We start from the raw sequence: 18880 nt of genomic DNA on the forward strand, positions 1-18880 counted from the left end.
TAGAGGACCCACCTTGTCGCCGCCTCGGACTTCAGAGCGCATCTCGCAGGCCACACGGAATCGGCTTCTCTGCACTCCCCGCAGGTGCGACCGGAAACATCTTTGCGGCCACATTGTTAAAGAAATCTCGCGCCGGGACTTCAATTAGATTGTACGTATGACGCGACACGAAGATCACGACGACGAGATAGCCAACCGCTACGAGATCAAGAAACCAGGGGCCACCCACCGTGAGAACATCGAACGGCGCTCCGTCATGAACGAATTGCGCGCGCAGCGACATATGCAATTTTTGCTCCAGCGCCCGCGTCAGCGCGTTGAAGATAGTCAAAACAACAAAATGAACCAGGTAAATCGAATACGAAATCTCTCCCATACTCTGAAGCGGCTGCCACTTGAGCCCGTTCGATACGATCCCGCCCCCGCCCGCGAAGACAAAGACCATCGCTCCAAAGAGAAACGGACTCACGAAGGCTAGCTGGCTGCGGGATGAAATCGAAACCAGCACGACCATCGCGATAACGATTGGGACCTCGAACCACGAAGCTACGCGCATCCCCGATGACGGCGTCATGCGAAAGAGCCGATAGACGAAAACGCCGACGAAGAATTCGCACATGCATCGCGGAACAGCGGTATAGAGCGGCGGCGGCCCGGTACGTTGACCGATCAACATGTAGAAGACGACGGCAGCCAGCGCAGCGGCTACCCCCGCAATCACCACGGATGGCCGTCCGAACACCACGCAAACACTCGCGAATGCTGCATAGACGTAAAATTCAGTGCTGATGCTCCAACTCGGCAGGTTCCAGGTGAAGTCCGGGAAGAAGCCAAGGCCATGCAGCAAGAACACATTATAGATGAGCGCCTCCACGCTTGTTCGTCCGGCAAATGCAGGCGCACCCGCACCGAGGCCTGCAAACTTCATCGTCGCATACTTCAGGACCTCGCTTGCGAGCAGAACAAGCGTAGTGACAACGTGCAGCGGCCACAGCCGGCCGAAGCGACGAATAGCGAAACGAAAAAATTCGTCCTTGTTCGAGAGGCGATTTCCATAAGCGTGAGTAAGAACAAAGCCGCTCAGGACAAAGAAGAAATCGACGAATACGTCCGCCTTTCGGACAAAGGGAATTTCAAAAAAATGACCCAAAACACTGAGATGGAAAACTGCAACCCCGATGGCTGCTATACCACGCCAGCCGTCCAAAGCTGCGAAACGCAATGGATCCTCCTAAAGGAAAATTCCACTTCGAGTAGGCTATCGAACGCGTACAATTTTCGGCAAGTACATATTATATGCAGGAAACGCCTTCATTTATGACATCTCCAGAAACTACACTTCCGAGTTTGTTCGGATGGAACCGAGACTTAACTTTTCCTGCAAAATTAGCCTTCCGCAGGTTTTCCTCGGAAGCGCGCGATGTCCGATAGCGCATCGCTCGCACTGCGGACTGCGCCCGCGTCGCGCGCAGTGCCTATGTTCGCGGCGATTTGAGGCGAGCCAATCCACCGAACGATGCCAATACCAGCACAATAACGAACTGGCGCTCCACCGCCTGGGTGACAATCATGGGAGCGAGCAACGCGACGCATGCGATTGCAAATGAGAATGATGAAACTCGAATTCGTTCACTTCGTGCCGCATAGATCAAACCGATGAGTGCCATTAGCTCGAGGCCGTAGAATGCCATCAGGTCGAGTTTTGGGCTGACATTACAGCCATAACGCTGGCCCGGGACACAGCCCTCTCCGCCAATCAGGCCTGTGACGCGCTGCATCGCCCGGATCGCTGCGCCCGCCGGATCGGCGCGGACCTCCTCCATGGCCATTTCCTTGAATATGCGGCGCTTGTTTTCGTCATGGAGCCACTGCTCGTATCTTCCCTGGGGCAACAACATGGGGCGCGGGTATGTCACCTTGTCACCCGCTTGATACCGCCGCTCCATTTCCGCGAAGAGCAGTTCATCCGCCTGCGGTCGCTCATGATTCCGAAGGAACACATTATTGTTCCGTGCAAGATTTTCCTCGGCCGTGGTCGCGAATAGCACCACGCCGTTATGTATCATCGCCTGCGCAGCAACGTAGGGCCCGGCGATCAGGGCAAATGCCACCACAAAATGAAACCGATACCGGACCCTGAGCAGAGCGAGTATCACAAGATAAATGGCCAGCACCGCAACGAAAGCGTGTGTCAGACAAGCCATCGCGAACAACGCCCCGCAAAGCACATATCGGCTAGGTTGCCCCTGCGTACCAACGGAGAACAGGCGATACTTCACGATCAGAAATATCGCGGCACCGAGCAACAGGAGAACCAGGCTTTCAGGACGAATTTGAAAGTAATAATGTGTTCCGATAACGAACAGAGCAACAACGACGATACCGATATAGCGACCCCATGGCTGCGCTATCGCGCCGATCAAAAACGCAAAGCCACCATAGGCAAGCAATACATTGGTTCCCCGAAGAAACCCCACACCGCAATTCGTTAGCGCCTGGATACTGCCCATCAGCATCGGATAGAGCGGCGGCCAGATTCCCCCCGCATAGAATGTGCCGATGGCCTCGAGATTTGCATTTCCGCGGACAATGCTGGCAAACATCATTGACCGCTTGAAGTGATCATGCTCGTCCGAGAATGTTTCGACAACGCCGAAAATGCCGTTACGGGCCAGCATCGCAAGCGTCAGGACGAAGGCAATGCCAAGCAGAACGAATGAGCCTCCCGGTTTGATATAAAGAGCTGCGGCGTGAGCCATCTCTTTGACGGCGCTTGCGTCATTCGAAGAACTCGTCTCGGCCTGCATGATTGCCTCACTCTGCCACGTTTACTTTCAGCTCGCGCGTTCGCCGGCTCGGCCAGGCCAGGGTTCTCACTGCTGCAGGCGCGGATTCCACAAGCGACCGAAGGAGCCCACGCCGGCCGGAAACAGGAGCCGGTGCACTGGCGGCACGCTGCGAATGACAACAGCAACACCCACGGCGATCACAATCGTCGAAGCGAGCGTCACAGCGCCTGTCGCCCAAGGCCCCCAATTGGTGACCAGCACCGCCGGCGATATCGCGCGGATCCCGATATAGATCGGCTGGTGAAGGACAAAGAGCTCGAAGGACATCCTGCCAAGCCCGCCGAACAACCTCTGCACCGGCAATAACCGGCTGACGGCCATGAGAGTAACAAAGGCCCATATCTGGATGAGGTCGAGCGCAATCAATTTCAACGGCGTTGCGATTGAGGGCACAAAGATCATTCCGACATTAAGCGGATGACCACGATTGATCAGCCCCGTCGCGAGCATGAGCGTCAATGCAATCGCGCCAAGCCCGATGAGCATCCACACTGGTATTCGGCGTCGCCCAAGGTCGAGGAGCGCAATTACCATTCCCGGAAACAGCAGCAACGCCGCAATCGGCCACCCGAATGGCGTGACGTATTTCAGACTCTCCGGCAACAGACCTATCAGGCTGTGGGCGAAAGCCGCGACGGCCAGAACAGGCCATAATTGCGCGCCTGCGAGCGATGCTACGAGCATCATCGCGAAACGGATGCCGATCAGCGCTGGCAAAAACCAGAGCAGTTGAAGGCCTGTCGCGTGATCGAAGCCGCGCGCGCTCATGGCAAGCACGGCTTCAGCGACCAGCATGGGTACTTCGGTCAATGAGCGACCGGAGAATTTTACAAAGATAAGTGAGTAGACGAGTGTGAACACCACACATGGCCAGCCGTAGCGGATGATCAGGTCGAGTGGTTTTGCCCGCCCCCACGTCTGCCACGGCCTCAGGAATGGTAAGTACAAGAACATCGCGACGTGAAACAAATACAGAAAAGCCCGGAACTCCGGGCTCGCATATTCCAGGCTTTTGTTATGTCCGAAGATGATAAGGAAGATGCAGATACCTTTGAACGCATCAGCCGACGCCGATTCCAACCTTCCAGCATGCGGCTCCTGCTGCGACTTCTGCTCATCAATGACTTCCGGCGTCGGACGAGTTGCGGAATAGGTCATAGGTCCTTTGCTCCGTCGAAATCGGTCGCCGGCCCCGGGCATGAAGCCCATGACGCACTACATCCTGCGTCAAGCAATCGACATGCCAGAGCTGGCCTCACTATTGCATGAGCAATTCATCTCGAGCGTTAGAGGTGCGTATGTCGGATCATAGCTGGGAAGACGAGTCTCGCTCGTCAGGCTGGCGCGAGTTTCACTGCGCAGCATGCGGAAGCCCATCCATTCGGATCCCGAAGGTCCTCAGAGAGGATCAGGAAGTCAGATGTCAGCGCTGCGACTTCGTCGTCTCGACGTGGGGTAATTTTAGAACTTCGATCGAAAACAATATCAGCTGAGACAGAGCTGCTGCCGATAGCGCCACATGACTCCCGCGAGAGCTTTGCGGCATTCTTCTTGCACTACATTCTTGGGGCTATTTTCGCATCCTTTTAAATCCATTGTATCGCGCTTGCGCGATGCGACTTACCGTGGACGAGCGAATGTCTATTCGAGACCTCCGCGACGCAGAGATCGACGAGACGAAGTTTGCACAGATATGTGTCATCGGCGCCGGCTTTGCCGGTTTGGTTGCATCGCTGCGCATGGCCAGGCAGGGCTATTCCGTAATCCTTCTTGAAAGCGGTTATCAGACGGTCGAGTCTGACATCAACGAGTTGAACCGCGCGGACACATCGACGACGTCATATGCTGGCGCCATGACGGGACGGATGCGCGGCCTTGGCGGCACATCGCGCCGGTGGGGTGGCCGCCTTCTTCCACTGACACCGCACGACACAGGTCCACGACCGCACCTGTCGCTGGATGGCTGGCCGTTTCCGATCCATGAACTCGATATCTATACGACTGAGATTGAGCGCTTATTCGGTCTGGACAACAGCGCTTTCGAGGGCGACGTTCTTGACAGCTTGGACCCCGATACTGTCATTCCGCGGCGCGATCCGGATATCCAGATCCGCCTGCCAAAATGGCCAAACTTCCGACGCCGAAATATCGGCCAGCGGCTAAGGCGGGAGATCGCACGCAGTTCCGGTCTCCAGCTCTATCTCGGAGCAACCGCTTGCCGCCTGCAAGTCGATGAAGCGACGGGTCGACTGACCTCGGTCGAGGCACGTTCGCTCAGAGGCCGCAAGCTTCAGGTCAGGGCCGATCAGTTCCTGATCTCAGCCGGCACGATAGAAACGACGCGCCTGCTACTATTGCTCAATTTGCAGACACAATATCGCGCATTCGAAAACTGCCGTGCACTAGGCCATTATTTCCAGGATCATATCCGGCTCGAAGTCGGGCGCCTGCAGCCCGGAGACGATAGTCGCGTAACCCGCTTGTTCGGTTACGACTACTGGGGGAATACTCGCCGAAAGCTCTACTTCCAGCTCAGTGACCAGGCGCAGGATATCAATGCCGTCGCCAGCGCCTATGCCGAAGTGCGCCTGCATATATCCGACGGAACACCCCTGGACATGCTGAGAGCCCTCGTTCGCGATTTCCAGCGAAACGAGATACAGCATTCGTTACGAAAGTTTCTTTATCTCTCGACGAACGTCAATTTGCTGAGGAGTCTTGGCCTCTGGCGCGCGCTGACGCAGAAAAATTTTCTACCATCGGCCGCCGAACTACGCCTCGATGTCAGGATTGAGCAAGTCCCCGTCTACGACAACCAGATTGCACTCTCGCAGCAGCGCGACAGCTTCGACGTTCCGCTACCCAAGTTGCAATGGGCGCCAGGCGAGACCGATCTCCGCACCTTCCTGCGGACGATTCAGTGCCTCCGCGATTTCTGGGTTCGTGCGGGGATCGAACGGCTTTGTCCGGTTATCTGGAATCCGAACGTGATCGAGGGAACCCTGTCCCTCTCCGACTCTATTGACACTTCTCACCCATCCGGCACGACACGCATGGGCACCATACCGGCAGATTCTGTCGTCAATCCGGATCTGCGATGCCATGCGGTTCCGAACGTCTGGATCGCCAGCGCATCGGCATTCCCAACTTCTGGCAGCGCCAATCCAACTTTCACCATCATCCAGCTGGCGCTCCGGGCCGCCGACGGAATTATGAGGACGATGTTGCCCGGGGTCTAACGCGGGCCACCCCGCATATCCCGAAAGGAAGCCGATAATGCGTTTTCTTGTCACGGGCACAGCCGGCTTCATCGGTCTTCACGTTGCACGTGAACTCCTCAAGCTGGGTCATACCGTCCACCGATCCCGCGAATTGGCAGGAATTCTGCATATCAGACTATGAGGTGCCGCTCACGCGTTGCCTGGTATATGTGCAATTGCCGGACTTTCGTTTTCTCGAGTAAAAGAGGTTTGAGCGATGGATATTACGGTAGTCGGCGCTGGATATGTCGGACTTGTTTCGGCAGCTTGTTTCGCAGATTTTGGCCACTCTGTGACTTGCGTGGATACGGACTCCACCAAGGTCGAGAACCTCAAGATTGGTACCATTCCGATCTTTGAACCCGGACTGGACGACCTCGTCACCCGGAATATTTCCGCCGATCGATTGCGATTCACCACAGATCTCAAGGATGCTGTCAAAGGCGCATCCGTCATTTTCATCGCCGTCGGCACGCCATCACGACGGGGCGACGGCCATGCGGATCTGAGTTATGTCTACCAGGCAGCGCGCGATATAGCGGGAACCGTCGATCGCTATACAGTCATCGTTCTTAAGTCGACGGTACCAGTTGGAACCGGCGATGAAGTCGAGAGCATCATCAGGTCGGCGCGGCCTGATCTGCAGTTTTCGGTCGTTTCAAATCCAGAATTCTTGCGTGAAGGTGCTGCGATCGGCGACTTCAAGCGGCCAGATCGTATTGTCATCGGCACCGAGGAAGAGCGTGCACGGGATGTGATGAGCGAAGTCTATCGCCCACTGTTCCTCAACCAATCGCCAATCTTCTTCACGGAGCGGAGAACTTCCGAGCTTATCAAATACGCATCTAACGCCTTCCTGGCCGTCAAGATCACGTTCATCAACGAGATCGCAGACCTTTGCGAGCTGGCCGATGCCAATATCCAGGATGTCGCGCGCGGTATGGGGCTAGACAACCGGATCGGTCAGAAATTCCTGCACGCCGGCCCAGGCTATGGCGGGTCATGCTTTCCGAAAGATACGGCGGCACTCGTCAAGACGGCGCAGGACTACGGCGGATCTCTACGTATCGTCGAGACGGCTGCCGCCGTAAACGACCAGCGAAAGCGCGCCATGGCCCGAAAGGTCATTGCCGCCTGCGGCGGCTCCGTTAAAGGCAAGACGATCGGATTGCTGGGACTGACATTCAAACCCAACACCGACGACATGCGTGACGCTCCATCCATCGCGATCGTTCAAGCGTTGCTCGATGCTGGAGCGACGGTCAATGTTACAGATCCCGTGGGAATGGCGCAGGCCCAGGGGGTTATCAGCGGAGTGACGTTCTACCCGGATGCCTACACTTGCGCCGACAACGCGTCCGCCCTTGTTTTGGTGACGGAGTGGGATGCCTATCGTGCACTGGACTTTCCACGCCTTCTCGAGCTGATGCATCTGCCTATTCTCGTCGACCTCCGGAATGTCTACCGGGCGGCCGAGATCGAACGCCACGGCTTCATTTACAACAGCGTCGGTCACAAGCCTTCGCGACCCAGGTCTTTGCTTCGCGCCGTCAGCTAGATGGCAACATGTAGGCGCCTGGGCTGTCAGTCAGCCTCAGTCGACCGACACAACGGGCAGGCCAACCACCGGCCTGCCCGTCCGGATCTTGATCAGTGAGAATATTCTGCGCCGCGCCCAAACCAGATCCTCGCCGATGATCCGATCCGGCAACAGCGACATCGTCACCGCAAGAACGATGATTAGCGCCATTGCCCCCGCACCATGCGACAAAAGCCAGCCAAACTGTGAGAAGGACCAGATCACCGCGATGTCGGCGAATGCGCCAACGCCAGCGATCCCAACGGCGCGCACGTGCACGAAGGCGATGCTTGCCCAGCTGAGATTAACAAGACGCCGAGCCTGGAGAACACTCACCACGTAGAATATCCAGATTGCAGCAGTGAAGCCGCTCGCAACTCCGACCAGGCCGTGCGGAGATCCGACCAGCAAGCCAACGCTCACAAGGACAAGATAGAGCAGTTGACGAAAGGCAACGCTGTTGAAACGCCCTTTGCTGAGCGCTAGCGACTCCGATATTTTGTAACTGGCGCGACCTGAAAATGCCAGGAACAACACACTGGTCACGGGGATCGCGGCCAACCATTGAGAACCGAACAGGATACGAACGATCGGCTCGGCATGGATGGCGAGCCCGACGCCTATAGTGACGTAGATAGGCAGCAGCACGGACAGCATGCGCCGAAAGAGCAACGTTACACGCTCGCCATCGTCCTGAACTCCCGACAAGCCCGAGAACATGACCCGCTCAACCGTCGTGGAGAACAGTTGCGTTGCCATGGAGAATAGACTACCGGCACGTGAGTAAAGCCCCAGTCCATCCGCGCCGAACAGTCGTCCGACGATGACATTCGGACTCGAAAGCGCACCCCAGTTCAAAAGCCCACTGGAGACGGAGGCGCGCCAGTCGCTGATGAAATTCCGATCTGTAATACGCCAAACGAATTTTCGAGGCGGGCCGGCTGCGCGGCCAACCAGAACCAGCTCGGTCAACGCGGCGAGAATGCTCGGGATCACCAAAGCCCAAATCCCAAGTCCCAGCGCGGCAAGCAAGATGGCTACGATGGAGTAAGCGAATATGTTCGATAACAGTGCGGCAACCGTGACCTCCCGATAGCGATGATCCCGCATCAGCAACCCGATGGCAGGCGCCGCCATCGCCTTGATCGGAATGATGACAACCGCAGCTAACAGCGGCCATTCAAGTCCTTCTATCCTGAAAAACCCGGCCACCCACGGCGATGCAGCGGCTGCCAAAGCTCCGAGCACAAGGCCAAATATTGCAGACAGACTGAAAACCGCATTTCTGAGATCAGCATCGACCTGTGTCCTTTGAATTATGGGAGAGACAAACCCGCCCTCGGTCAGAGCATTGCCGAGAAACAGGACGACCATGATCGCGGCCATCATGCCAAATTCACGCGGTGACATCAGTCGTGCTAGCGCCACTGACGACGCAAGCCCGGAAAGTGCCAACCCGAGGCGCCCGATCATCAGCCAGCCAACGCCGGTACCGAGCCTTCGTGTGAGGCTGCCGCCGGAGGATTCCCCACGCGCGTCCATCAGCGAAACGTCCCTCCAGTATCAACTGTGTTACGGTTCACGACGCCACCTCGCTAGCCCAGATAGATATCCGCTGGATGCAGTTGCGGCCGAACATTCCCCGAAAATTTAACGCCGAAGAAGAATGAGCCATTTGCACCGTCGATCCGCCGCTGCTCGGGGATGAATCGATCCAGCATGACGAAGGCCAGTCCTGGAGCTGCCAACAAATTTCCTAGCGTCTTTGATCGCGTGACCGCCCTCCAGAATTGACGAACGGCCCAGTAAAGCGAAAGACCGGGCCCACCGAGAGTACCACGATCGATTGCCTCGAACTCGCGGAAGAGCAGCCGATGACCGCTTTCGCTGAAACGCCAGAAATCATAGGCACCCTCGTGAACATGCTGCAGGAACGGTGTTTCCGCATAGACAAACCCGCCCGGCTTCAGTACGCGAACGATCTCGGAGACCACTCGGACAGGATCCACGACATGCTCCAGCACGGCCTGAATGCAAACAAGATCGACACACCCCGACATCAATGGGATCGAGTGCGCGTCGGCGATGAAGAGCGTATTCTCGCTCGGATAGATGTCGAACGAGACGACGCGTAATTCGGCATCACTATAAAGCGCGTCCGCCCCCTCTCCCCTGGTTCCGCCACCAATCACCAGCACAACCGGCTTGGCGACACGCGCCTTGATCTCCGCCGCTACCCGCTTGTAGTTCCGTGCGCTCGTCGCCGTAGACACATAGAGACTTTTCGCGAACCGTCTGAAAAAAGAGTGTCGCTTCCTATCCAGAAGCGGGCGAAATCCCTCGCTGAAGTCCTCCGGTCGCGCCACGCTGGTGTTGAAATCAATTAGTATCGGCTGCCCATGAATGCGGCGGACGGCGTCTTCCGTCTGGACCGCTTCGCCACCGCTGGTGCCAATAGCTTCCTTCAAGAATAACGGCGTCTCCAGACATTCAGGACGCCTGAGCAAATGGGCGATCTCGGTGAGGTTAGCCAGCACGGTCGCATCCCCTTTTCTGAGGGTTGAAAGATCACTAGGCTTGATTGACCTGAGATGTCTCGCGAGTAGTCCTTAGTCCGACAGAAGCGCCTGGCTCGGACAGGGCACGATAGAGTTCAACGTAGCGCATCGCGACTGACTCAAGATCGAACGTTCTCTCCGCGTGCTGGGACAGCCGCCGCGACCACTCCAACCAGACCGCTGGATCGAGTGTATAGGCCCTGCGAACGGCGACCGCGATATCGACTTCGCTACCGCTCACCGAAAACAACGGATAATTCTCGAACGGAATCACGTCGCGCGCACCGCTCATATCCGTAATGATTGGCACCACACCAGCCGCGAGCGCCTCCAGCAGCGCGTTAGAGAGGCCTTCAGAACTTGAGAGCAGCAGCAAAAAATGCGAGCGGTGAAGAAGTACGCTAACGTCCGTAATGGCACCGAGCAGCCGTACATCTAGCGGATTTCGCGCACTTTTCAATCTGGCTTCGATCGCTCCCCGTAAAGGTCCCTCACCGGCCAGCATCACCATTGTCCCCTTCGGCGCCGGTACGGACTGGAGGCCCGCAATCATCGACAACACATTCTTCTCGGGAGACAACCGCCCCACGAAGCTGAACACCGCCGCGTCTTTGACACTTGCGGCCCGGGCTGCCTGCGTCTCCTCAATGCGCGCTGCGAAACGAGTGAGATCGACACCGTTCGGGATCGACGCGATTGCAAATGGGGATACGCCATGCGCCTTCAGGTCGTCTTCGATCTGCTTACTGATCGCAATAAACCGGCTCGCATGCCTAACCACAAAATCGACACCGGCCTTCCCGAACAGATACTTCCTCCGTCCGATCACCACGAGATCGTTCTCTTCTCCACCAACGCCCAACTTCAGGACCGATGGCAGCTTCAGGAACTTGCTCGCGACCGCGGCGACATAGGCGTTGATCCGGAGCTGGTGCGCGTGAACGACTTTGATGTTTTGGCGATGCCAGGATAGCCAGAACAGTGCCTGAACCGCCCATAGTAATGACGACAACAAATGGCGACCGGCGAGCTGTGGCGGCGACGGACACCAAAATCGGATCACTCGGATACCGATTGCACCATCATCGAGAGCAACACCGGGGACGCGGCTCGACAAGACGATGACATTCTCTCCACGACCTTCCAAGGCCCGGGACAGGCTCAAGCACTGCTTCTCCGCGCCGCCCATGATCTCCACGAACTGGCATGTGAGCATAACAACGAGGGACTGGCGATCGTCCTGCTTATGCCGCAACCACATAATCGAGTACTCCGACTCAAAGCAGTCGCTAGAAAGCAAGCATACGCTATGCCAACTATTATCGACGCAAGAGCAAGCACACCACTACACGAAGACTGCGTAATACTTCATATCTTGCCGCCGCGATGATTAATGATGGAACTCGGGACACTGCCTGCAGAGCAATCGTAACGTCCACATCTTCGGCGGCCGCTGCCGCGAAATCTCGCAGAGCATCCGTAATTTCTTCGTCATAGGTCATGTCGTGACGACGAACCTACGCTTTTGAAAGCAAACACCGCTAAACTTTTAATCTTGACGTTAAGCGCCTTCGCAACCCTGAATAGGGCCACGATATTTTCTTCTGAACTAACAATTCCTGACTATCAAGAATTACGCTCAACGACCTCGACTGCAGAACGATACAAAGCGACGGTCCCCATGCGGGGCTTTCATACCGGTTCGACTTTCTATCTCTTTTCAATGCAACGCGTCGGTAGCAACTATGGCATCGGTATCAGAGTTCAACGGGCCACAGCTCCTGTTCAAGCCGAGCCACCGACTTCCGCTATCGTATGAAGCATGGGGCTACGCGCTGGCAACAAGCGACGCCTGCGCCATTATCTTGACCGGCTGTATCTCCGTGCTGACATATGCATACTTCTATTCTCACGCCCAGATTCCAGTTTTCAGCGAATTGAGCGCTCCGCTCGGCGCGAGTTTCATACTTGGCGCCTTGTATCTCGCCTCGGCACAAGCACGAGGGATATATCGCCCGTCCTCATTGTTGCGAAACGGAACCACACTGACCAAGATACTGACGAACTGGGTAGGCGTCTTTCTCTTTGGCTCTCTGGCGGCGTTTTTGCTGAAAATCGGCGATCAATTCTCGCGAGGCGCTCTTATTCTGTACTTCGTGACCGGTGCCGTAGCGCTCGGAGCTGTAAGGTATTCCGCTGGACGTCTTCTAACGAATGCGCTTCGCCACGGCGGCCTCAAGCGCAAGCGGATCGCCCTGATCCAGGATTCCGACCCGCACGTGCCGCTGTCAACAACCAATGACATTATTCACTCTCTGTCACAGCATGGGTATGAGATTGTTCGATCTTATCCCGCCAATGATCTCGCGGACACCCTGGGCCGGGACAGCGCGCTAGCCCGCGACGACCTCCTCAATCTTAACCGCGACGGAAAACTCAACGAGATTGTCATTTGCGCCGGCGCTATGAATTCGACGCAGCTTACAAACCTGATGCATCAACTGCGTCGCATTCCCGTTTCCGTGAAATTGATCCCGCATAGTGAACTACATTCCCTTCTGCAACGACCGCTGGTCGATATCGGGGCTGGTGTTGCTTTCGAGCTGCAGCGCCGACCATGCTCAACGTTCGAACAGAGCATAAAGCGCCTGATTGACGTTACTTTGGCCGGTGCCGGCCTACTTGCTCTGTGTCCAATGATGTTGATGATCGCGGCACTGATCCGCCTGGATAGCCCGGGACCCGTCTTCTTCGCACAAAGACGCACTGGCTTTAATGGCCGCGTGTTCCGAATTCTGAAATTCCGCTCAATGACCACCGCTGATGACGGCAACGTTATCCGGCAAGCATCGCGTGGCGACGCACGCATCACCAGGATCGGTGGCTGGCTCAGATCGACGAGCATCGACGAACTGCCTCAGCTGATCAACGTTCTCCGCGGCGAGATGTCGATCGTCGGACCTCGTCCGCATGCCGTTGCGCATGACATCACCTACAGCAATTTGCTCGATAACTATGCACTTCGCTATCGGATGCCGCCGGGCATTACGGGATGGGCGCAAGTCACCGGCTATCGCGGCGAGACGGCCACTACGGACCTTATGGCCAAGCGCGTGGAGCAAGATCTCTGGTACATCGAAAATTGGAGTCTGGTTCTCGATATCAAAATTATCTTTCGAACTATCTACTCGGTTATGAAAATTCGCGATGTCTACTGATTTACCGGGACGTCGCGTTCCCTGACTCGTTTGAAAATTTACGTTTTCTCTTCCGGAGAAATCGACATGTACAATACGAATCCGCATCATATTCTTCACATCATCACTCGTCTCGTTGCAGGAGGAGCTGATGAAAATACAGTCCTCAGCTGCAACCATTTCGCGCAACTGGGGCACCCCGTCACAATCATTTATGGTCACGACTTCGATCCGAAAATGATTGCCCGGTTGCATCCGGCGGTGAAAGCCATTCAGGTCAAGTCCCTCACCAGAAGCATCAGCCCGATGCGTGATCTTCGTGCCATGCGCACGATTAGGCGCCTGCTGTGGTGGCTCCGTCCGGACGTCGTACATACGCACACCAGCAAGGCCGGCGTCATCGGACGCATGGCGGCAATGAGCATCCCAAGTCTCGCCGTCGTTCACGGAATCCATATCCTCGCCTTCATCAATGTCGGCTGGTTGCAGCGTCAGATCTATGTTGCTCTGGAGCGGGTCACTGCATCATGCACCCATGCTTTCGTCGATGTGAGCCCCGGCATGATGGAGCTAGCGCTCGCGCATGGCGTCGGCACCCCCGATTTACACTATATCGTGCCCAGCGGCATGGACATTGATGCCTTCCGGAGCCGGCAAGCGCAGCAGGTGCGCATCGAAACTCCGACGAGCCGTCCGCGCCGGCGAGTTGTCTATCTGGCCAACTACGAACGGCGGAAGGCTCATCGCGAGTTGATCGACGGTATCAGCGAGCGAAGAGCACAGTTTGGCGACACGACATTCGTGCTGGCTGGCACGGGCGCACTTGAGGCTCCCTTGAAGGAACACGTGTCCAATCTTGGTCTTCAGGAGATCATTGACGTATGCGGATACGCTTCGGATGCACCCGCACTGCTTGAGACGGCAGATCTGTGCATCTATTGCTCCGGCAGAGAGGGCCTGCCGCGAGCCGTTGTTCAATACTGTGCCAGCGGAAAGCCTGCCGTTACTTTCGACCTGCCTGGCATCGAGGTGATTGTGAAGTCGGAGTATAACGGCGTGGTCTGCAAGCAGGGTGACTTTGATTCAATGCTGACTTCCGTCCGCAACCTGCTCGACGACCCGTTTCTTCTTGCCAGCATGAGCTCAAATGCAAAATCCATCGATCTGGAAAAGTGGTCGACTGCCAGTATGGGTGTCTCTCTAGAAACGATCTACCAAACTGCCATCATGCGAGCGCGGGCCATTGTACAATAACTCCTCCAGAGGCCGATTTGAGGTTACACCGCGAAGCATCGTCACGGCCGGTATCGTCTGTTCGCTCGGCGCACTTTTCATGGGACTGGAGCTGCGAACCCCGGTCGGCACGCTGAAGCCTATCGACATAGTCACCTTGGGTCTCATTGCACTGTATCTATGCACGACGCATCCACATCACATCAGAATTAGTGCAGGCATGCTCCTTCTCGTCATGTTCTATCTGGTTTCGACGGTTCCGGCACTTTGGACTGGTGAACTGGTCTACATCAGCAAGCGATTCTTGCAGATCGCGATTCTTATCTCTCTTGGAATTCTCATCTGCAATATCGACACGTCCGGCCTGCAACGTTGGCATTACCAGCTACTTCTCGGACTTCTGGCCGCGACAATTGCATTCAACGTCATTTGGCATGTCTCGCATGGCCATATCATCGTTTGGAAGCAGCTGGGCGATCCGAAATCGGCCTTTCTGTTTCTCCCCATGTGCATTGCCATCGGCCTCGCGATCGGCGCACTGCCGACCAACCGCTTCTGGCTCTCGATCTGGGCTCTGCTTTTTGTCTTGATCCTGATGTCAGCCGAGCGGAAGGCGCTGGTGCCGTTTCTGGCCATCACACTCGCGGTGTTCCTCAATGTTCGAAACCTGGGCGCTCTCGTTCTGGCTGCGGCCGCGGGCGCCCTGGCCATGGTCTTTACGGACATCCTGACCGACGGACAGATATCGCAGCGAGTTGGCAGCATATTTGTCGAGCAGGACCGGAATGAGATCTGGTACGCGATCGAAGGCGGCTTACCCTCCTCCATCAGTGACACCGCTCGCAAGCTTGGCACCGAAGTCGCGTGGGCGATGTTTTCCCAGAACCCGTTCCTGGGCGCGGGTACCGACGCAACCGGAAATTTCGCACGTACCTATTTCGCGAACTACCCGCCGTATTTGCGGGCAGCCGTGCATAATGAATTTCTGCGCATGCTGGCCGAGAACGGGATTCTCGGTACGGGGATCGTACTTGCTGCGCTTGGCCGTTCAATGGTCCTTGGTATTCGTGATGCCGTCTGGATGCGCCGCCGCTTCGGCGACTATGCCTACATCCGACTCCTGTTCATCATGTTCATCCCGGTGCTGACCTACATGTGGTACGAAGGGTCCGGCACCGAGATGTTTGTGATCATCGTCTTGATTACCCTGATGCCGGATTTGCTGCCCAATATTGTCATGCGCGCGCGGGTTTACGCGGAGCAATACGCCGCAGCCGCCTGCGCGCAGCATGCGACCGAACCCGAAAAACGGCATCGGTATATCATGGAGAATCGGGCCACCTGAGCTGGTGGCGACATGCATGGACGGCGCCTGACAGGGAAAATCCGGTTAGAACGTAGTAGTGAGTAGTCGTATGAGTGTTTCCGTTATCGTTACCTGCTTTGACGAGGGACCTTTTCTGCATGCAGCGATTGCCAGCGTGCTCGAGCAAAGTCGCGCTGACCTGATCGACCACATCGTTATCTGCGACGACGGGTCGGACGCGGAGACCCAGGCGATCCTGCAGGAGCTGCCCGCGCGCGATCCCCGCATATCGATCTTGCCGGTCGCCACAAACAAGATCCAGGGCACACGCGGCGTGTCGCTCAACCGCAATCGTGGCGTCGCTGTCACCGATAGCGACTATATCGCCTTCCTGGATGCCGACGATCTCTGGCGATTGGACAAACTCGAACGGCAGCTTTCCATCTTCGACGCCATGCCGGAGACCGCGCTCGTCTATACTGCATTCTCATTATTCTGGTCAGACAATCGCAAGCCACCCGAAGTGGCTCCGCTCGTTGATCTTACCCTTCAATCCGATCAGAGCCTGGCATATTTCATGGACGACCCCCCTATCGTCCCGTCTACGGTTCTGATGCGGCGATCATTATGGGACAAGCTTGGCGGCTTTGACGCGGCACTGGAAGTATTCGAGGACACTGAGTTCTTCTTCCGTGCAACGAAGCTAGGTCGGGTTGCAGCGGTGAAGATCCCTCTGGTCGACAAGCGACTTCACGATTCGGCCATGACCTCCAAACGTAACCAGTTGATGAAGCATCACGCTTACGTAGCGTTTCATATCGCCGCTCAGGATCCACGTCTGCTTCGTTACGCAGCTAGGCGGCTATCCGAACGAGCGCGAAAGCTCGGCAATCTGGAGGCGCTGGACGGCCGCAGCGAGAGCGCCGTGAATCTTCTGACGTCGGCGATCTATTTCAACCCGTTCAATCTGCGAGCCTTGCTGACTCTCGCATTGCACTATCTAGGTGGTGAATCGGCCATGAGAGCCGTAAAATTAACGCTGTCACGCGCGAGCCGATCATGACCGAGCAAGGCCGCGTCATCTACTTCATCAATGGCCTCACGCGAGGTGGCGCCGAGATCGGGTTGCGCAGCCTGCTGGAGAACGGCCTTTTCGAAGGTTACGACTTCCGGGTCATCATTCTGCACAGAGGCTCCGCCGAACTCAGGCGTGAAGTCGGGGCTTTGGCAGGCGAAGACCGAATTATAGAAGCCAGCACGTCGCCGAAGCTGACAATCCGCGGCTGCGTCATCGGAATGTATCTGCTGTTCCGGACCATCGTCACCTTCCGCCCGGACTCCGTCATTTTGTCACTCAAACAGGCAAACATTATTGGCAGGTTCGTTTTATATGCATTTCCCAAGGTCAAGTGCATCGCCTTCGAGCACATTGCCGAACTGGAGCGCGGACCTGCCGTCGCGTTATATAGCAAGCTACTGAGACTGACTTCCGGTCGCGTCGATAGCGTTTGGGCAGATTGCACGACGACATTAAATGCAACGCGCGTTTATTTCAAACCGCGGCCGCGTGAGGAGAAAGTCGTACCGCTGTTCCTTGCCAGTGATGAAGCACCGTTGAAGAGCTGTTATGAACTCTCTGGCCCCGCGCGGATCGTAACCGCTGGTCGCTTGGTCAGTCGAAAACGCGTCGATCTCCTGCTCAAGACAATTCGGATTCTTGCCGATCGTGGTCGTATCGTCGTTCTGACCATCTATGGCGAGGGCCCCATGAAATCCGCATTTCAACAATTGGCGAACGAGCTTGGCATTGGCCAACAGGTCGAGTTCGCCGGTTTCAAGCATAAATGGTACGCCGATGCGGCTGAGCACGATCTCTTTATCCATATGAGTGACGAGGAAGGATTCTGTATCGTCGTCGCCGAAGCTATGATGGTAGGCTTGCCCGTTATCGCAAATGCCGTGGGCGGGATACGCGATTACTCTTGCGACGGGAGGACGGCTGTTCACCTGGCATCGATGGATCCGCAGTATGTGGCCGATATTATTGGGAGACATCTCGACTGCGAGAATCATCGGCAATATTTGGGCAATTGTGCCGCCGGCTGGATCAAATCAACATACCGACGAGAGCGAGTGAAGGAGCTGTACAGGAGCGTTGAGTTCTGATTTTCCCTTCACGGATTATTCCTGGATTGACCGACCACGGCCGGCTCATCAATCCGCGGCACGGCTCGGAGACAACTACGCGGTTCATTCTATTTTTCTATTGTTGGATTTTAGTTTCCGTTTTTGTTACGAGGCACGTCTTCTAATGACAGCGGCTCGAGTATTTGTTCTTGAGATTGACGGCAGGCCGACGCTTGTATTTGACGCACCCGATGCGGATATCGCTGGTGCAATGTGTGCCGATGATCTGCTTAGAACAGATCTCGAGTCGTTGACCGCCAATGGCGAGCCGATTTGCGCCCGCCATTCCCGCCTCGCATACCGCCTTGCCTCGCCACGCGAGATCGCTGCCTTTGAGCACGCGTATCTTCGCGCTCCCGAGTCTGATGAACCGACTATGGTGTTCCTTATCAATGTCGATGGGATCGTCATGATATCCGTCGCCCCCTCTGCAGGAGTCCAATGATCACCGATCCGATTTCTCCAACGGGCTTCTACTCATTGTAAATGCCTTTCGCGAACAAGGGGGAGTAACGTGACAGTTCCATCGAACAATGCTTGGTCGGTTGAGGACGATCAGAGATTGAGGGAACTGGCTATAGCGGGCCGATCCAATCTCGAGATCGCGCAAGACCTGGACCGCACCTTGGCCGCCGTCAAACGACGGGCCAGTTCTTTAGGTGTCCCGTTAGGCAGGGCCGGACGTGCGCGCCCCGGGATCTCGCGGTTTGG

The 18880-nt window shown here is 56.2% G+C and carries 15 protein-coding genes; 9 read left to right on the forward strand and 6 right to left on the reverse strand.

Going from position 1 to position 18880, the window contains the following annotated elements:
* Window positions 1-31 precede the first annotated feature (31 nt).
* The 3 genes from SFY93_RS23130 to SFY93_RS23140 all read right to left on the reverse strand — a co-directional run bounded on the left by SFY93_RS23130 (window position 32) and on the right by SFY93_RS23140 (window position 4007).
* Window positions 32-1222 carry an acyltransferase family protein gene (locus SFY93_RS23130; RefSeq protein ID WP_320444756.1) on the reverse strand — a complete coding sequence of 397 codons (1191 nt, stop codon included), beginning with the start codon at window positions 1220-1222 and terminating at the stop codon, window positions 32-34.
* 253 nt (window positions 1223-1475) lie between these two features.
* The gene (locus tag SFY93_RS23135; protein ID WP_320444757.1) at window positions 1476-2807 is read right to left on the reverse strand and encodes a hypothetical protein; all 1332 of its coding nucleotides are present in this window, start codon (window positions 2805-2807) and stop codon (window positions 1476-1478) included.
* A gap of 66 nt (window positions 2808-2873) precedes the next feature.
* Entirely contained in the window at window positions 2874-4007 is a 1134-nt protein-coding gene (locus SFY93_RS23140) for an acyltransferase family protein (protein ID WP_320444758.1), read from the reverse strand.
* Window positions 4008-4486: 479 nt separating this feature from the next.
* Here SFY93_RS23140 and SFY93_RS23145 point away from each other — a divergent pair, with 479 nt between their 5' ends.
* The 3 genes from SFY93_RS23145 to SFY93_RS23155 all read left to right on the forward strand — a co-directional run bounded on the left by SFY93_RS23145 (window position 4487) and on the right by SFY93_RS23155 (window position 7667).
* Window positions 4487-6088 carry a GMC oxidoreductase gene (locus SFY93_RS23145; RefSeq protein WP_320444759.1) on the forward strand — a complete coding sequence of 534 codons (1602 nt, stop codon included), beginning with the start codon at window positions 4487-4489 and terminating at the stop codon, window positions 6086-6088.
* Window positions 6089-6125: 37 nt separating this feature from the next.
* Entirely contained in the window at window positions 6126-6251 is a 126-nt protein-coding gene (locus SFY93_RS23150; protein WP_320444760.1) for an NAD-dependent epimerase/dehydratase family protein, read from the forward strand.
* Window positions 6252-6326: 75 nt separating this feature from the next.
* The gene (locus tag SFY93_RS23155) at window positions 6327-7667 is read left to right on the forward strand and encodes a UDP-glucose dehydrogenase family protein (RefSeq protein WP_320444761.1); all 1341 of its coding nucleotides are present in this window, start codon (window positions 6327-6329) and stop codon (window positions 7665-7667) included.
* Between the two features lie 36 nt (window positions 7668-7703).
* On the opposite strand, the gene SFY93_RS23160 is transcribed toward SFY93_RS23155, so the two are convergent.
* Genes SFY93_RS23160 through SFY93_RS23170 form a run of 3 tightly spaced genes read right to left on the reverse strand, consistent with a single transcriptional unit; the run spans window position 7704 to window position 11507 of the window.
* Window positions 7704-9230, reverse strand: a complete 1527-nt coding sequence (locus SFY93_RS23160; protein WP_320444762.1) for an oligosaccharide flippase family protein — start codon at window positions 9228-9230, stop codon at window positions 7704-7706.
* A gap of 53 nt (window positions 9231-9283) precedes the next feature.
* Window positions 9284-10225: a class I SAM-dependent methyltransferase gene (locus SFY93_RS23165; protein WP_320444763.1), complete on the reverse strand. Its 942-nt coding sequence runs from the start codon at window positions 10223-10225 to the stop codon at window positions 9284-9286.
* Window positions 10226-10259: 34 nt separating this feature from the next.
* Entirely contained in the window at window positions 10260-11507 is a 1248-nt protein-coding gene (locus tag SFY93_RS23170) for a glycosyltransferase family 4 protein (RefSeq protein WP_320444764.1), read from the reverse strand.
* A gap of 484 nt (window positions 11508-11991) precedes the next feature.
* Between SFY93_RS23170 and SFY93_RS23175 the strand changes: the two genes are divergently transcribed.
* From SFY93_RS23175 to SFY93_RS23200, 6 genes are all read left to right on the forward strand, one after another.
* Window positions 11992-13464, forward strand: coding sequence for an undecaprenyl-phosphate glucose phosphotransferase (locus SFY93_RS23175; protein ID WP_320444765.1), 1473 nt, complete (start codon window positions 11992-11994; stop codon window positions 13462-13464).
* A 66-nt stretch (window positions 13465-13530) separates the two neighbouring features.
* Window positions 13531-14697 carry a glycosyltransferase gene (locus tag SFY93_RS23180; protein WP_320444766.1) on the forward strand — a complete coding sequence of 389 codons (1167 nt, stop codon included), beginning with the start codon at window positions 13531-13533 and terminating at the stop codon, window positions 14695-14697.
* Window positions 14698-14776: 79 nt separating this feature from the next.
* Window positions 14777-16021 (forward strand): O-antigen ligase family protein, encoded by a 1245-nt coding sequence (locus tag SFY93_RS23185; protein ID WP_320444767.1) that lies wholly within the window; start codon window positions 14777-14779, stop codon window positions 16019-16021.
* Between the two features lie 70 nt (window positions 16022-16091).
* The gene (locus tag SFY93_RS23190; RefSeq protein ID WP_320444768.1) at window positions 16092-17045 is read left to right on the forward strand and encodes a glycosyltransferase family 2 protein; all 954 of its coding nucleotides are present in this window, start codon (window positions 16092-16094) and stop codon (window positions 17043-17045) included.
* Complete coding sequence (locus tag SFY93_RS23195; protein ID WP_320444769.1) at window positions 17042-18148, forward strand: glycosyltransferase; 1107 nt, start codon at window positions 17042-17044, stop codon at window positions 18146-18148. Before SFY93_RS23190 ends, SFY93_RS23195 begins: the two co-directional genes overlap by 4 nt.
* Window positions 18138-18614 (forward strand): hypothetical protein, encoded by a 477-nt coding sequence (locus tag SFY93_RS23200; protein WP_320444770.1) that lies wholly within the window; start codon window positions 18138-18140, stop codon window positions 18612-18614. Before SFY93_RS23195 ends, SFY93_RS23200 begins: the two co-directional genes overlap by 11 nt.
* The last annotated feature ends 266 nt before the right edge of the window (window positions 18615-18880 follow it).

The sequence above is a fragment of the Tardiphaga sp. 42S5 genome (genome assembly GCF_034044155.1).
Lineage (GTDB): Bacteria > Pseudomonadota > Alphaproteobacteria > Rhizobiales > Xanthobacteraceae > Tardiphaga > Tardiphaga robiniae.

What these genes read in the sequence shown, in the direction of transcription:
- SFY93_RS23135 (WP_320444757.1), bottom strand. Translation starts at nt 2,807, where the DNA reads ATGCAGGCCGAGACGAGTTCTTCGAATGACGCAAGCGCCGTCAAAGAG.
- SFY93_RS23140 (WP_320444758.1), bottom strand. Translation starts at nt 4,007, where the DNA reads ATGACCTATTCCGCAACTCGTCCGACGCCGGAAGTCATTGATGAGCAG.
- SFY93_RS23145 (WP_320444759.1), top strand. Translation starts at nt 4,487, where the DNA reads ATGTCTATTCGAGACCTCCGCGACGCAGAGATCGACGAGACGAAGTTT.
- SFY93_RS23150 (WP_320444760.1), top strand. Translation starts at nt 6,126, where the DNA reads ATGCGTTTTCTTGTCACGGGCACAGCCGGCTTCATCGGTCTTCACGTT.
- SFY93_RS23155 (WP_320444761.1), top strand. Translation starts at nt 6,327, where the DNA reads ATGGATATTACGGTAGTCGGCGCTGGATATGTCGGACTTGTTTCGGCA.
- SFY93_RS23160 (WP_320444762.1), bottom strand. Translation starts at nt 9,230, where the DNA reads ATGGACGCGCGTGGGGAATCCTCCGGCGGCAGCCTCACACGAAGGCTC.
- SFY93_RS23170 (WP_320444764.1), bottom strand. Translation starts at nt 11,507, where the DNA reads ATGTGGTTGCGGCATAAGCAGGACGATCGCCAGTCCCTCGTTGTTATG.
- SFY93_RS23175 (WP_320444765.1), top strand. Translation starts at nt 11,992, where the DNA reads ATGGCATCGGTATCAGAGTTCAACGGGCCACAGCTCCTGTTCAAGCCG.
- SFY93_RS23180 (WP_320444766.1), top strand. Translation starts at nt 13,531, where the DNA reads ATGTACAATACGAATCCGCATCATATTCTTCACATCATCACTCGTCTC.
- SFY93_RS23185 (WP_320444767.1), top strand. Translation starts at nt 14,777, where the DNA reads ATGGGACTGGAGCTGCGAACCCCGGTCGGCACGCTGAAGCCTATCGAC.
- SFY93_RS23190 (WP_320444768.1), top strand. Translation starts at nt 16,092, where the DNA reads ATGAGTGTTTCCGTTATCGTTACCTGCTTTGACGAGGGACCTTTTCTG.
- SFY93_RS23195 (WP_320444769.1), top strand. Translation starts at nt 17,042, where the DNA reads ATGACCGAGCAAGGCCGCGTCATCTACTTCATCAATGGCCTCACGCGA.